We start from the raw sequence: 13,980 nt of genomic DNA on the forward strand, positions 1-13,980 counted from the left end.
TTATCTTGGCGTATTTTATGCTAAACTACGAAAGAATAAAGGAGGAGACCTATGAGTCTACAAACACGTATTTGGATTACAGGAGCAGAGGGACGCTTAGGTTCGGCACTTGTAAAACATTTTGAGCACAATACTGACTATGAAATTCTGACAAGCGATAAGGATGTGCCAGTAGAAGACGATAAACAAATTATTCGTTTTGCTAATTTGAATCATCCTGATGTGATTATCAATTGTGCCGCAATATCAGATGTTGATTATTGTGAAAAAAATCCAGATGAAGCATATAAAATTAATGCTATTGGAGCAAGAAATGTAGCTGTTGCTGCACGTATGATTAATGCCAAATTAATTCACATTTCTACTGATGATGTATTCAATGGTGTTAATGAGGAAGCACACAATGAATTTGATACACCAAAGCCAATTTCAGTCTATGGAAAAAGTAAACTTGCTGGTGAATCTCTTGTGGAAAGATTGACAGATAAGCATGTTATTGTTAGAAGTAGCTGGTTATATGGTAAAAACTATGATTTAGTAGAACAGGCAATTTTGAAGGCTAAAAAGGGCGAAGATATTGTCATTCCTAAACAGGAATATTCAACACCTACTTCTACAAGAAGTTTAGTGGATTTCCTTACAACACTTATAACATCACATGAATATGGTCTCTTTCATGCATCAGATAGAGGAAGCTGTTCAAGAAAGGAATTCTTTGAGACTGTTATAAAAAAAGCAAATTTGCATGCTCAAGTGAAAGTAGCAAGAGATCAGGAGTCAAGACCTGCTTACTCAGCACTTGACAATATGATGTTAAGAATCACAGGTATCTACAAGATGCCTGAATGGGAAGATGATCTTGATGCCTATCTCGATCGTTTAAGAGAAAGAGGTGTTCTATGAAAAAACAAAAGAAATTAGGACTGACAACAATGATATTCATTGCTCTGATTCTAGGGGCAATTACGGGTGTTATTATTAATTTGTCGTTGTCTTCTCAGAAATTTGTGATGGACTATATCGTTAATGGAGCCTTTTATATTGTTGGTCAGGGATTTATTCGTGGCATGCAGATGCTCGTTGTTCCACTTGTCTTCTGTTCAATTGTTTGTGGTGCTGCGGCCATTGGAGATACGAAGACACTGGGCAAAGTTGGTCTTAAAACAGTCATGTTCTACATGGCAACAACAGTATTAGCTGTTACGTTGGCACTTGGAGTAGCAAGTGTTGTGAATCCAGGTAAAGGTGCAAATCTTGCAAAAATGATGACAGCTGCTAAAGCGGCTGGTTCAACTGTTGGTAAAACAACGACTTCAACAAGTGCTGTTGATACAATTTTGAATATTATTCCTACAAATCCTATCCAAGCTCTTGCGAATGGGGATATGCTCGCTATTATCTTTTTTGCTTTATTAATTGGCATAATTTTAGCAAAGCTTGGTGAAAGAGTACAATTAATGACAAATTTCTTCTCACAAGGCAATGATATTATGATGGAAATGACTATGATGGTTATGAAAGTTGCTCCAATTGCTGTCTATTGTCTTATTGCAAGAACTTTTTCATCAATGGGATTCTCAGTAATCATATATATGTTAAAGTATGTTGTAGCTGTTTTGATTGCATTATTATTGCAGGGATTTGGGGTTTATCAGATTCTCTTGTTCATCTTTACAAGACTGAATCCATTGAAATTTATTAAAAAGTTTTTCCCGGTTATGGCTTTTGCATTCTCTACAGCGACTTCCAATGCAACAATTCCATTATCGATTGAGACACTAGAAGAAAAACTAGGTGTTAGCCGTAAGATTTCATCCTTTACGATTCCGTTAGGAGCAACGGTCAATATGGATGGGACATCCATTATGCAGGGCGTTGCCGTTGTGTTTGTGGCACAAGCTTATGGTATTACGTTAACACCAATGAATATGCTAACAGTTATTGCGACGGCTACACTTGCCTCTATTGGTACAGCAGGTGTTCCATCTGTTGGCTTAATTACATTGACAATGGTCTTTAACTCTGTCGGCCTTCCAGCTGCCGGTATTACATTAATTATGGGTATTGATAGAATACTTGATATGGCTAGAACAGCTATTAATATCACTGGTGATGCGATCTGTACAACGATTGTTGCTTATCAAAATAATGAACTTGATAAAGCGTTGTATAATAAACCCATACCTAATGATTAAAAAATGATAAATACACTTGTATGAGATACGGATTCTTATGAATCCGTATTTTTTTTGAAAAAATGCATTTTTAGGTGAGAAAAATCTCTTTTTTTAGCGAATACATATATAGAGGGTAGAAAAGGGAGGATGACTCATGAAACAGCTCTTGAAAATAGAATTGAATGAAAATGTTGTTGTAAAGAAAGAAGGTATGATTGATGAACAAAAATTGATGCAGCTTATAGCAATGGGTGTTACGGATTTGTTGAATCATCAAAAGACGGATTATACAAATGTAGAAAGTATTTTAGAACAGTATTTAGAATTAGAAGCTATTGGTCATTTAGCTCTTTATTTGCGCTATCATGATCATTTGCAGGAATGCTATCTTTTAAAGGCATATGATTTAGAGATTAAGCCAATGACAATTATTCTCTATCAAGATAAAGAACACTATCGTATAAAAACAGACTATCAGGAATCTAGTCTGAAATTAGCTATTTTCATTTATGCCATTATAATTGCGAGAGGGCTCTCTTCAAAGAATCAACATTTATTGCTTTTCTCACTTTATTGTCTATTCTTTGAACAAGGTGGGGATGACAATGGATGAACTTTTTGAGAAAATTATATATCACGCCCTTTCTCATCATGCGACTGATATTCATATGAAGCTTGATCAAAAACTGGAAATACAATTTAGAGTACTTGGAAAGCTTGAGCACTATATTTGTTATGATTTTGATATTGGGCAGAAAATGATCAATTATATCAAGTATAAGTCTTTTATCAATGTCAACTACAAGCTTGTCCCACAAACAGGAGCTTTTCATTACTTTATTGATAATCATATTTATTTCTTACGTGTTTCATTGTTACCGGGTGAACATTTTGAATCCATTGTGATACGTATTCTTAATAATCATGAGAAACTCACCATTAATGAATTATCTCTTGTGAAAGAATTCAGTGTTTTTCTTGCTTCTATATGCCGTCAGACATCGGGCTTGTTTCTTGTCTCGGGGGCTACTGGGAGTGGTAAAAGTACAACACTATATGCTATGCTCGATCGTCTTATTGAAATGGGTGGAAAGAACATTGTAACGCTTGAGGATCCTATTGAAATGATTAAAGAGCACTGTCTCCAAATAGAAATGAATGAGGATCTTGGAATTAATTATCATGATTCACTTCGACAAATATTACGACATGATCCAGATGTCATTATGATTGGAGAAATACGTGATGAGAAGACGGCTGCCTTAGCTATTACATGCGCATTAACAGGACATTTGGTTTTAAGTACCATTCATGCATCAACTGCTTTGCTTGTGATTAAGCGCATGCTTAATCTAGGTGTAAACGAGACGGATTTAGAAGATGTCCTGATTGGCATTGTCTCTCAAAAAATCAAATATGATCTTAAAAGAAAAAGAGTCATCATCCTGCCTGAAATGATGAGTCGCGAAGCTATTACCCAGTATTTACATCATAATGACTATACTTATCAGACTTTTAAGCAATCAGCTTTAAATTTGATTGCTGAGAAAAAATGTGATTCATATATCCTAAAGGATGAGATTAATGAATAAGGATTATCTTTTCTTAGAAAATCTCTATCAGCTTCTTGAACAGGGCTATGGTATAGAGGAGACTTTACTTTTATGTAAAGAGATTACGCATCATCCTAGTGCTGATCAAATTAACATAATGTTAAAAGAGGGCGTTGATTTGAAGAAAGCTATTCTTGAATCAGATTTTCCTAAACAGTTTATTGAATTCTTTGAATTCTTCTCAATGCGTTTGACCATCAGTGCAGCGATTCGTAATGCTTTACAAATTACTCAGCATTTAGAAAAGACAAAAAAGGATTTGATCAGCAAGTTGACGTACCCTCTTGTATTGATGAGCTTTCTTGTCATGTTCTGCTTCTTTGCTTCTTTTGTGCTATTTCCTCAAGTGAATGCTTTATTTACTTCATTTTCTATTCAAAAAAGTATTCTCTTTACAATACTCATAGGTTTAATGCAGCTTATTCCCATACTGTTTATCTGCGTTATTGGAATCATCGTTGTTCTGTTTCTTCGTTTCATGAGAGCGTTAAAGAGCAAGAATTATCGTATTATTGAACAGTATTTGCATGTCAAGATGCTCAAACATATCATTCAGAAATATTTCACGCTTAAATTCGCTATTTATTTTAATGAAATCATGAAAGACCACCTTGATGCTAATACAATTATTGTTTTATTGAATGAGACGATGGTTAGAAGTGACATTAAAATCATGATCTATGAGATTTATTGTCGTATTGAAGAAGGGGAAGCTTTTGAAGATATTATTGAAAACTTTGAATACTTTGATCAGCTCTTTGTCATCATGTACAGGATGTATTTACAGGCACCTAAAGAGATTGGAGATTTATCGGGTTATATTGATGTTGTGAAACGTGAAATGGATATGGCTTTGAATAAGTTTATAAAGTATTTGATACCTGCTGTTTACTCGTTTGTGGCTTTTTTTGTGATTGTTGTCTATATTGCTATTATTTTGCCAATGATGAATGTGATAGGAGAGATTTAATATGATTGAAGTTGTTAAGGTTGTTTGTGATGATATTGGAGGATTTTGTATTTCTGATATTCAAAATAATCAAGATTTAAAGGTGTGCTTTTTGAAACAGTATAAGCAACTTACAAGTATTATTGATGATGTGCATCAATATGCGACACTCTTTCGCCATTTGTTTCAAATGATTCTTTATGCCGAGGTTTATCGATGTGAAGGAAAGCTCATTGATTATCAAGGTATTTTTCAAGATCATCATGTTATTTTTGTGGATCTGATGAAAGATGATAGTTTGTTGCAGTTGAAAGAAGAGCAGATATGTTTTCTAGGCGGCCTACTTCTTGGGTCAATGCCGATAAGTGTTCAGAATGCCATTGTTTTTGAACTACATTGCTATTATGTAAAAGCGATGGAAGAGAGTTTGGAGTGTGAGGATAATGCAGTCTTTAATTTATGTTAGTGTTGATGAGAAGGAGGTTTGTATCGGTAAGAATCCAGACTTAGATGATTTAGATCCTGTGAAAATGACCATTTTATGTGTTGATCGGCTTTTGAGGCGAATGGATGATTCTGCTTATGTAGATATGTTGATGAATGCATTTTCTTTAGGGCGATGGCTTAAGTGCCATTGTCATTATCAACAGCATTATCTTTTTCAAGAAGGAGAATTGGGTGTAACAAATGGAGAGATAGAAGTGCGCTATAATGGAAAAAATATTGCTCTTAAAGGACACCTCGATACAAAACAAGAAAAGAGCTTTCTTGTTATTGCAGCAGCAAGTCTTGTGGCCACAGCTTTGAGTGAGGGACAAACATATGTTGCGCAAAGTTATCTGATGCATCTGTATGCAAAAAAGAAAGGAATGATGAATAATGAAGAACAAGGGGTTTACACTCATTGAAATGATTTTTTGTATTTCTGTCATACTTGTCATATTATTGCTCGTTATCCCATATGTTACCAACAAGAATAGAGTAGTGAAAGATAAAGGCTGTCAAGCACAAATAGAAGTGGTGAATTCACAAATCATCCTCTATGAAATAGAACATGAACAGCTGCCAACTAGCATCTCACAACTTACAAGCGGATCATCGCCATATTTGACAGAAAAGCAAGCCGTGTGTCCAAATGGTAAAAGCATCTATATAAGTGATGGACAGGCTTATGTTAGCAAGTAAGAAAGGCTTTACGCTTATTGAAATGATTTTTGTTTTGTCAATCACATTGATCATTTCATCAATAACACTATTCTTTCGTAAACCTCATGCCAATGTCCAGACGCAAATTACACAAGTGTCTCAGGCGTTTCATCTTGCAAGAAGTACAGCAATGATTAAACATGAAACAGTGAGCGTAGTATGTCAGAGAAATCGTGTGGATATCAATAGCAATCATTACCACAAGGAAGTTATCCTTGATTCCAATTATCAATTTACAAACAACTACCAATTCACTTTTAATGCTTCTGGTCATATAAAGATTGCCCGTTCGGTTAAGTTAAGAACACCCTTTAAAGTTTATGAATTTGTTTTCCAGTTAGGAAGTGGGACGTTTTATGTCAAATAAAGGCAGTACACTTATTGAAGCACTCTTTGCATTCATGATTTTTTGTTCAGTGCTTGTGGGATTGATATCATTACAAGCGACGCTCAATCGTTCGTATACAAAGATCCAGCATGACCAGGCTTCACTCAATGAAGTTGAGACTGTTCGGGAATATGGGGGTGATTTGCCATATATAATAGAAAAGGTTTTACGCTCGTAGAAATGTTGTTAGCTCTATCTATCACAGTGTTAGTCACGTCTACAGCCTATAGTATGATCAGGGCTTTGAAAATTCCTAAAGTACAGTTAGATAGCGATGTATCTGTAGGCGTTAAACAATTATCTGACTATTTGATGACAGGTGTGGTAGAGAGCCATAATGTAGAATTGGTCTACAAGGATCGGGAGAATCAAGAGTTTCGTGTATTTTTAAATGATCATAGGCTTGTTAAGACACCGGGATATGAAACCCTAATTATGAATATTGATGAGATTTCTTTCTTTGAAGAAAATGATTTTCTGTTTATAAGAATAAAACGTGGACATAGAGAATTTGAGTATCTTATAGGTGATTTATATGAAAAGAATTCAAGAGAGATTGAAGAAGAGCACGAAGAAGAAATTCCATAGCAATAATAAGGGAAGTGCGCTGAATGTTGTCTTGATGATTTTTGTGGTTGTTGTTTTAAGCTTGTTGTCAACAAGCCGTTTATATACAGATCTCTTTGCGTTTCATGGAAATGGACGAAAACTTGATAAAGAGCGTCAAATGGAAATTTATTTAAAGCGCTATTTTCGTGAAACAATGGATACTGATTTATTGTTAAGCAATGATTTTACTGTTGAAAACACACGAGTTCATTATACTGTTGATGATATGTGGGATTATTATCTGATTGTATGTGATATCAGTGATGAACAGGATAAGTATCGTTTTGAAATGCATATTAAGACAAAGGATTTAAATGTCTCGAAATTTCACTATATGGCTTGATATGAGGAATTTCGCAAATCATTTTTGTTTTACAAGTGAGCGTGGTTTTGTTATAATTGATACGATTTTGAGAAAGGAGCAATAAAATGATTAGTGTTGGTGATTTAAGACCAGGAACTACGTTCCAGTATGATGGAAATCTTTATATTGTATTGGATTACTCACATAATAAAACTGCTCGTGCAGCTGCTAATATTCGTGTAAAAATGAAGAACTTGAGAACAGGTTCTACAACTGAAATTACTTTTGGTGGTAATGCGAAAGTTGAAAGAGCAACAATTGAAAAACGTAAAATGCAATATCTCTATGATAATGGTGGCATGCTTGTTTTCATGGATAATGAAACATATGATCAGATTGAAATTCCAGCTGATCGTCTAGAATGGGAACAAAACTTTATGAAACCAAGTGATGAAGTTGAAGTGACTTCGTACGAAGGTGAAGTGCTTGGCGTAGCTTTACCTGTCAATGTTCCATTTAAGGTTATTGAAACAGAACCTGCAGTGAGAGGCGATACTGCTCAAGGGGCAACAAAGTTTGCGAAGATTGAAACAGGTTTCGAAATCAAAGTACCGCTCTTCATTGAAGCGGGTGAAACAGTTATTGTTAATACTGTTGATGGAACTTATGGTGGAAGAGCATAGAATGAGAATCAGTCAAAAGGCTGATTCTTTTTTACCTTGTATTATGGATGTATTTCTTATACAATAGAAGGGTAAAAGAAAGAGGTAGAGTTATGGCACATAATGAATACTATACATACAAAGAAAGTCCAATAAATGGTGATATCATGATGAGTATCCAGGTCTTCGATATTATCGCAAAAGAAGTTGTGAGCGAAGACAAAGATGTAAGCCTAGATACTTCAAAAGGTTTTTCAATTAATGGATCTAAGCATCTTGTTAATGCACGTATTGATGATAATAATGTAACAATTACTTTGCATATCAAGGTGAAATATGGTGTGAAAGTAACACATAAAGTTAAAGAACTGCAAAAAGCTATTGCGACAGCGGTTAAGGATATGTGTAATGTTGATGTGAAATCAATTGATATTAATGTAGAAAGTATTGAGTTCTAGAAGCAAGATGTGATTCTCTTGCTTTTCTTTTTATGTATTTTTATGACTTTTAGTTGCTAATATGGTATTATAGGGAATGAAATTTGGAGGTTTTTGAAAATGGAAAAAACGATCAGACAGTATGCAAGACAAAAGGCAATATTTTGTGTTTATCAGAATTTATTAATTAATGCTTCATTAGAAGAATTGTTGCATTTTATTGATTTGGATCCTGAATTAAAAGATGGTTATTCAGCAAAGAAGTTTGCCATTCGTTTAGTGAAAACAGTCTTAGAAAATAAGGACAATTATATTGTTCTTATCAGTAAGGAACTTAAGAAAGGCTGGACTTTTAATCGATTATCTTATATGGAACAGGCTATTTTACTTGTAGCAACTTGTGAATTAGCAGATAGTGAACTTGATAAACGCATTATCATTAACGAAGCTGTTATTAATGCAAAAGAATTCTGTGATGAAGAATCTTATAAATTTATCAATGGGGTCTTAAATGAGGTTATCTAATGAAACCAATTAGTGTTCATGCTCTCAATGGCTATGTAAAGGCATTGTTTGATCGTGATTTTCATCTACAAGATGTAACAGTTCGTGGGGAAATCTCAAACTATCGTCCACACCCAAGTGGGCATATGTACTTTACTTTGAAAGATGAACAAGCTGCAGTAAGTGCAATAATGTTTGCCTCTTATGCAAAGAATTTATCTTTTCGAGCAGAAAATGGGATGAAGGTTATTGCCCATTGCCATGTTTCTGTCTATGAGAAGACAGGGGTCTATCAGCTCTATGTTGATCACATGCAAAAAGACGGGATTGGTGATTTAGCGATTCAGTATGAAAAGCTAAAACAAAAACTTTTAAAAGAAGGCTTATTTGATGAGGCTCATAAAAAGCCTATTCCGACTTTCCCTAAAAATATAGCTGTTCTTTCAGCTAAACAGTCGGCAGCTTTACAGGATGTCCTAAGGACCATTAAGCAGCGTTTTGAAAGTGTGCCCATTTATATCTTTCCCATCCCTGTTCAAGGAAAGGATGCCTATAAGCATATCATTGCGACTCTTCGTGCAGTGGATAAAGCACGACCTTCTACAATCTTGCTTTGTCGAGGCGGAGGTTCTATTGAAGATTTATGGAATTTCAATGAAGAAGAGCTTGTGCGTTGTATTTATCAATTAAACACACCCATTATAACAGGGGTCGGGCATGAGACAGATACGACATTGGTGGATTTTGTGAGCGATTTACGTGCGGCCACACCAACTGCTGCAGCTGTTGCGGCTGTACCTGATGCTCATGAATTAAGAGATAATGTTTATGTCAAAGCCAATCGTTTACATACCTTAATGAACTATCAATTAGAAAATCAAAAGACAGCATTACATCATATTCTTGATGCCTATGTATTTAAAAATCCTCAGCATCTTTATGAAAATGAAATGCTTCACTTAACACATAATAGAGATGCATTGGATCACTTAGGCCAACAATTCTTGACACATGAACAGGAGGGCCTACAAAAAAGAAAACAAAAACTGACTCAGCTTTCTCATCGTTTCATAAGTTCAAATAATAAGATTGTGCAAGATAAAAAAGCTTCTTTGCACTTACAAATAACTAAACAAATCAGTTATGAAGAGGGAAGGGTCTTAAGAAATCGGCATGAACTCGATACGCTTATACAGGATTCTCTTAAAGAACAGAAACATGTCTTTGCTTCCTGTGTGACAAAACTAGATCTCGTTAGCCCACTTAAAATTCTTACGAGGGGATATAGTATTGTCTTAAAGGATCATCAAGCCATTGACAAGGCTAGCATGTTGTCTGCCGGTGATCATGTTGAATTGGAGTTTGCGGATGGTAAAAAGAAAGCTGTAATTGAATAGAGGTTATTATGGATAAAAAGATGACATATGAAGAAGCTATGAATCGTCTTGATGAAATCATAGCAGTTCTTGAAGAAAATAAAGCAACATTGGATGAAAGTATTAAACTGTATGAAGAAGGGGTAGAGCTTGCTAAATTCTGTGACAGCAAGTTAAAAAGTATCGAAGATCGTGTTGTAAAAATCTATGAAAATGGCTCAATGCAAACATATGAAGGTGATCATAATGGAACAAATGATTCAGGAAATCAATAAACGTCTTGAAGAACTTCTCAGTCAGCCTCAATCAGGGGCTGTCAAAGAAGCAATGAAGTACTCTGTTTTAGCTGGGGGCAAGCGTTTAAGACCGGTCTTATTACTCACTGCACTCAAAGCCTATGGTTATGACTATCATCAGTATCTTGATGTGGCCTGTGCCATTGAGATGATTCATACATATTCACTTATTCATGATGATCTGCCTGCGATGGATAATGATGACTTAAGAAGAGGACGTCCCACTTGCCACAAACAGTTTGACGAAGCAACAGCCATACTAGCTGGTGATGGACTTCTTAATCAGGCGATGAATGTTATGATGAATACAGCCATCGATGATCATATGAAGGTCATGTTAACATCTGTTCTATTTAAAGCATCAGGTGTTTCTGGTATGATTTATGGACAGCAACAAGATATGTATTATGAAAGTCATCAAGCAACACTAGAAGAGTTAGAAGATATTCATCATTATAAAACAGGATGCTTGATTTCTGCACCATTAGAAATGGCAGGAATCATTATTGGTAAAGAACAAAAAGAACTTAGAAATTTAGGATTTCATTTAGGCCTAGCATTTCAAATTCAGGATGATATCCTTGATGTCACAAGCGATAGTCAGACTTTAGGAAAAAATGTAGGCAGTGATGAAGAAAATGGTAAGACAACCTATGTATCATTGCTTGGATTAGAAAAGTCAAAAGCCTATGCTGATGATTTGTTTAAAAAATGCCTAGAAGATATTTATGGGTTGACATGTAATCATGGTATTATGATTGCACTACTTGAAAAAGTCATAAGAAGGGTGAATTAATTTGAATATTGAAGAGATAGAAAATTCAAAATTTTTAAAATCAATGACAACAGAAGAACTGAGTGATCTATCTCAGGATATTCGCTCGTTCATTATGCATTCTGTTGCCAGAACAGGAGGGCACTTTTCAAGCAATTTAGGAATTGTAGAACTGACTGTTGCATTGCATTATGTTTTCGATTTTCCAAGAGATAAAATAGCTTTTGACGTAGGACATCAGTCTTATGTACATAAAGTGCTTTCGGGCAGAGCTAAAGAATTAAAAAACATTCGTCAATACGGTGGCATTTCAGGCTTTCAAAAAAGAAAAGAGAGCCCCTATGATTGCTGGGAAGCCGGCCATTCTTCAACAGCTATTTCTGGTTCTATCGGTATAGCGACAGCGCGTGACCTTAATAAAGAAGATTATCAGGTTATAGCTGTGGTTGGTGATGCGGCCATAATGTCTGGTGAATCTTTTGAAGCCTTAAATTATCTTGGAACATGTAAGCATAAAGTTATTGTTATCCTTAATGATAACAATATGTCTATTACAAAAAATGTTGGTGGTCTTTCTAATATGCTTTCGGAGATTCGTGTTTCTGAAAAATATAAAAATGCACGTGATAACTATGTTACTTTTCTGAAGAAAAGTAAAACAGGAGAACGTGTCTACCAAGTCACAAAAAAGATGAAGGATGTTGTTAAGGATCATATTCTTGATGAATCTGTTTTTACTAAGCTTGGCTTGGATTATTTAGGACCAATTGATGGTCATAATATGGAAGACTTGATTTCTGCTCTTAATACCGCAAAAGATTATGATCATAGTGTTATTGTTCACGTGGAAACGGTTAAAGGCAAAGGCTATGAAAAGGCAGAAAAGGATAAAATCGGTCTTTATCACGGTGTGAAACCTTTTGATTTGAATCGTGGCATTGTACCTGCCTTGCATACTAAGCATCAAAGCTGGTCTGAAGCCATTGCAAATCATGTAGAATTTCTAATGGGCAAGCACCAGGATATTTGTGTTATAACACCTGCCATGATAACAGGAAGTAGTCTGAATCATATTTTTAAGCATTATCCCGATAGAAGCTTTGATGTCGGTATTGCCGAAGAACATGCGATGACTTTTGCGGCAGGCTTAGCTATAAGTGGAAAGTTTCCTTTCCTCTCCATCTATTCATCATTCTCCCAACGTGCATATGATCAGCTTAATCATGATATTGCAAGAATGGATTTGCCTTGTTTGATTGGAATTGATCGTGCTGGACTTGTTGGGGAGGATGGACCTACGCACCATGGTGTCTTTGATATCGGCTATATGATGCCTATTCCCAATCTCATTATTATGGCACCACACAATCAAAAAGAAGCTGAACTAATGATGAATACCGCCTATAAGAATCATGATCATCCCTATATCATACGTTATAGCAAGAATATGATTCATAAACATAAAGATCATCAACAAGATGTTTTAAATGTAGGTAGCTGGAAAATAAAATTCTTTGATCATGCACATTTGGTTAGTGTCATTACATATGGTGATCAAGTAAAAAATGTAGAAAATCTGATTAGGGAGTATGATTTGCCTGTTAATTTGATTAATGCACGTTTTCTTAAACCAATGGATGAACAGATGCTTGATAAAGTTGCCCATACAAAAATCATTGTTTTTGAAACAGATATGTTGATAGGTGGACTTGGTGAAGCAATCAGTTTTTACTATAGTCAGCATCATACACCAGTAGAGTTACATGCCATGGGTATAGGTGATCACTATGTAACACATGGCAGTGTGAAAGAATTATTGAAAAGAGAAGGATTAACTATGGATGATCTTCTGATCAAAATAAGGGAGTGTCTGAATGGCTAAGGAACGAGTGGATATATTATGTGTTGAACAAGGTCTTTTTGAATCTCGTGAAAAGGCTAAAAGAGCAATCATGGCTGGAATAGTCCATGATGACCATCAAAAACTTGATAAACCAGGCATGAAGATTCCAACAGATACTGTACTATCTGTAAAAGGAGAAAAGCTTAAGTATGTCTCTCGTGGAGGCTTGAAGCTTGAAAAAGCTATTAATATGTTTCATCTCGATTTGCATAATAAAATCATGTTGGACATTGGCTCATCAACGGGCGGATTTACGGATTGTGCACTGCAAAATGGTGCATTAAAGGTTTATGCACTTGATGTAGGGACAAACCAGCTTGTCTGGAAGCTAAGAAATGATGCGCGTGTGATTGTCATGGAACAAACGAATTTCCGTTATTGCACACCTGCAAATTTTCAAGAAGGTCAGCCTGAGGTGGCATCCATCGATGTTTCGTTCATTTCACTCTCTCACATTTTTTCAACGCTTAAAAACATCTTGGTGGCAGGCGGTGATGTGGCCGCTCTGATTAAGCCACAGTTTGAAGCGGGACGTGAGCAAGTTGGCAAACATGGTATTGTAAAGGATGCAAAAGTACATGAAGAAGTCATTAAAAAAGTGCTGACGTATGCGCAAGAGAATGGTTTCTCTATTAAAGCTTTAACATATTCACCTATTACAGGTGGTGAAGGTAATATCGAATTTCTCGGACATTTTGTGTTAGCAGAAGAAGAAAGCATGCCTATTGATATTGCTGATGTTGTAAAAGAAGCACATAATCATTTTGAAAGAGGTGAATAA

At 35.4% G+C, this 13,980-nt stretch carries 20 protein-coding genes; all 20 read left to right on the forward strand.

Annotated elements, in window-relative coordinates:
* Nucleotides 1-51 precede the first annotated feature (51 nt).
* The 20 genes from rfbD to FYJ79_RS02410 all read left to right on the forward strand — a co-directional run bounded on the left by rfbD (nt 52) and on the right by FYJ79_RS02410 (nt 13,980).
* The gene (rfbD, locus tag FYJ79_RS02315; protein WP_154514353.1) at nt 52-903 is read left to right on the forward strand and encodes a dTDP-4-dehydrorhamnose reductase; all 852 of its coding nucleotides are present in this window, start codon (nt 52-54) and stop codon (nt 901-903) included.
* Entirely contained in the window at nt 900-2,195 is a 1,296-nt protein-coding gene (locus FYJ79_RS02320) for a dicarboxylate/amino acid:cation symporter (protein ID WP_154514354.1), read from the forward strand. Before rfbD ends, FYJ79_RS02320 begins: the two co-directional genes overlap by 4 nt.
* Before the next feature lie 136 nt (nt 2,196-2,331).
* Nucleotides 2,332-2,790, forward strand: a complete 459-nt coding sequence (locus FYJ79_RS02325; RefSeq protein WP_154514355.1) for a hypothetical protein — start codon at nt 2,332-2,334, stop codon at nt 2,788-2,790.
* The gene (locus FYJ79_RS02330) at nt 2,783-3,769 is read left to right on the forward strand and encodes an ATPase, T2SS/T4P/T4SS family (protein ID WP_154514356.1); all 987 of its coding nucleotides are present in this window, start codon (nt 2,783-2,785) and stop codon (nt 3,767-3,769) included. The genes FYJ79_RS02325 and FYJ79_RS02330 overlap by 8 nt, the downstream gene beginning before the upstream one ends.
* Entirely contained in the window at nt 3,762-4,760 is a 999-nt protein-coding gene (locus FYJ79_RS02335) for a type II secretion system F family protein (RefSeq protein ID WP_154514357.1), read from the forward strand. Before FYJ79_RS02330 ends, FYJ79_RS02335 begins: the two co-directional genes overlap by 8 nt.
* Before the next feature lies 1 nt (nt 4,761).
* Nucleotides 4,762-5,205 (forward strand): hypothetical protein, encoded by a 444-nt coding sequence (locus FYJ79_RS02340; RefSeq protein ID WP_154514358.1) that lies wholly within the window; start codon nt 4,762-4,764, stop codon nt 5,203-5,205.
* Nucleotides 5,183-5,647 carry a hypothetical protein gene (locus FYJ79_RS02345; RefSeq protein WP_154514359.1) on the forward strand — a complete coding sequence of 155 codons (465 nt, stop codon included), beginning with the start codon at nt 5,183-5,185 and terminating at the stop codon, nt 5,645-5,647. The genes FYJ79_RS02340 and FYJ79_RS02345 overlap by 23 nt, the downstream gene beginning before the upstream one ends.
* Nucleotides 5,619-5,924: a competence type IV pilus major pilin ComGC gene (comGC, locus tag FYJ79_RS02350; RefSeq protein WP_154514360.1), complete on the forward strand. Its 306-nt coding sequence runs from the start codon at nt 5,619-5,621 to the stop codon at nt 5,922-5,924. Before FYJ79_RS02345 ends, comGC begins: the two co-directional genes overlap by 29 nt.
* A complete protein-coding gene (gene comGD / locus FYJ79_RS02355) occupies nt 5,911-6,312 on the forward strand; it encodes a competence type IV pilus minor pilin ComGD (RefSeq protein ID WP_195836989.1) in 402 nt (133 codons plus the stop codon). The genes comGC and comGD overlap by 14 nt, the downstream gene beginning before the upstream one ends.
* Nucleotides 6,302-6,511 (forward strand): type IV pilus modification PilV family protein, encoded by a 210-nt coding sequence (locus FYJ79_RS02360; protein ID WP_154514362.1) that lies wholly within the window; start codon nt 6,302-6,304, stop codon nt 6,509-6,511. Before comGD ends, FYJ79_RS02360 begins: the two co-directional genes overlap by 11 nt.
* A 65-nt stretch (nt 6,512-6,576) precedes the next feature.
* Nucleotides 6,577-6,921 (forward strand): ComGF family competence protein, encoded by a 345-nt coding sequence (locus FYJ79_RS02365; protein ID WP_229771288.1) that lies wholly within the window; start codon nt 6,577-6,579, stop codon nt 6,919-6,921.
* Complete coding sequence (locus tag FYJ79_RS02370; protein ID WP_154514363.1) at nt 6,869-7,285, forward strand: hypothetical protein; 417 nt, start codon at nt 6,869-6,871, stop codon at nt 7,283-7,285. Before FYJ79_RS02365 ends, FYJ79_RS02370 begins: the two co-directional genes overlap by 53 nt.
* Nucleotides 7,286-7,371: 86 nt before the next feature.
* Nucleotides 7,372-7,929 (forward strand): elongation factor P, encoded by a 558-nt coding sequence (efp, locus tag FYJ79_RS02375; protein WP_154514364.1) that lies wholly within the window; start codon nt 7,372-7,374, stop codon nt 7,927-7,929.
* A gap of 92 nt (nt 7,930-8,021) precedes the next feature.
* Nucleotides 8,022-8,366, forward strand: a complete 345-nt coding sequence (locus FYJ79_RS02380) for an Asp23/Gls24 family envelope stress response protein (protein WP_154514365.1) — start codon at nt 8,022-8,024, stop codon at nt 8,364-8,366.
* A 99-nt stretch (nt 8,367-8,465) separates the two neighbouring features.
* Nucleotides 8,466-8,870 carry a transcription antitermination factor NusB gene (nusB, locus tag FYJ79_RS02385; RefSeq protein ID WP_154514366.1) on the forward strand — a complete coding sequence of 135 codons (405 nt, stop codon included), beginning with the start codon at nt 8,466-8,468 and terminating at the stop codon, nt 8,868-8,870.
* A complete protein-coding gene (xseA, locus tag FYJ79_RS02390; RefSeq protein WP_154514367.1) occupies nt 8,870-10,246 on the forward strand; it encodes an exodeoxyribonuclease VII large subunit in 1,377 nt (458 codons plus the stop codon). Before nusB ends, xseA begins: the two co-directional genes overlap by 1 nt.
* Nucleotides 10,247-10,254: 8 nt before the next feature.
* Entirely contained in the window at nt 10,255-10,500 is a 246-nt protein-coding gene (gene xseB, locus FYJ79_RS02395) for an exodeoxyribonuclease VII small subunit (RefSeq protein WP_154514368.1), read from the forward strand.
* Entirely contained in the window at nt 10,472-11,317 is an 846-nt protein-coding gene (locus FYJ79_RS02400; RefSeq protein ID WP_154514369.1) for a polyprenyl synthetase family protein, read from the forward strand. The genes xseB and FYJ79_RS02400 overlap by 29 nt, the downstream gene beginning before the upstream one ends.
* A 1-nt stretch (nt 11,318) precedes the next feature.
* Entirely contained in the window at nt 11,319-13,178 is a 1,860-nt protein-coding gene (dxs, locus tag FYJ79_RS02405; protein WP_154514370.1) for a 1-deoxy-D-xylulose-5-phosphate synthase, read from the forward strand.
* Nucleotides 13,171-13,980 carry a TlyA family RNA methyltransferase gene (locus FYJ79_RS02410; RefSeq protein ID WP_154514371.1) on the forward strand — a complete coding sequence of 270 codons (810 nt, stop codon included), beginning with the start codon at nt 13,171-13,173 and terminating at the stop codon, nt 13,978-13,980. The genes dxs and FYJ79_RS02410 overlap by 8 nt, the downstream gene beginning before the upstream one ends.

The sequence above is a fragment of the Sharpea porci genome, from assembly GCF_009695655.1.
Classification (GTDB): Bacteria; Bacillota_I; Bacilli_A; order Erysipelotrichales; family Coprobacillaceae; genus Sharpea; species Sharpea porci.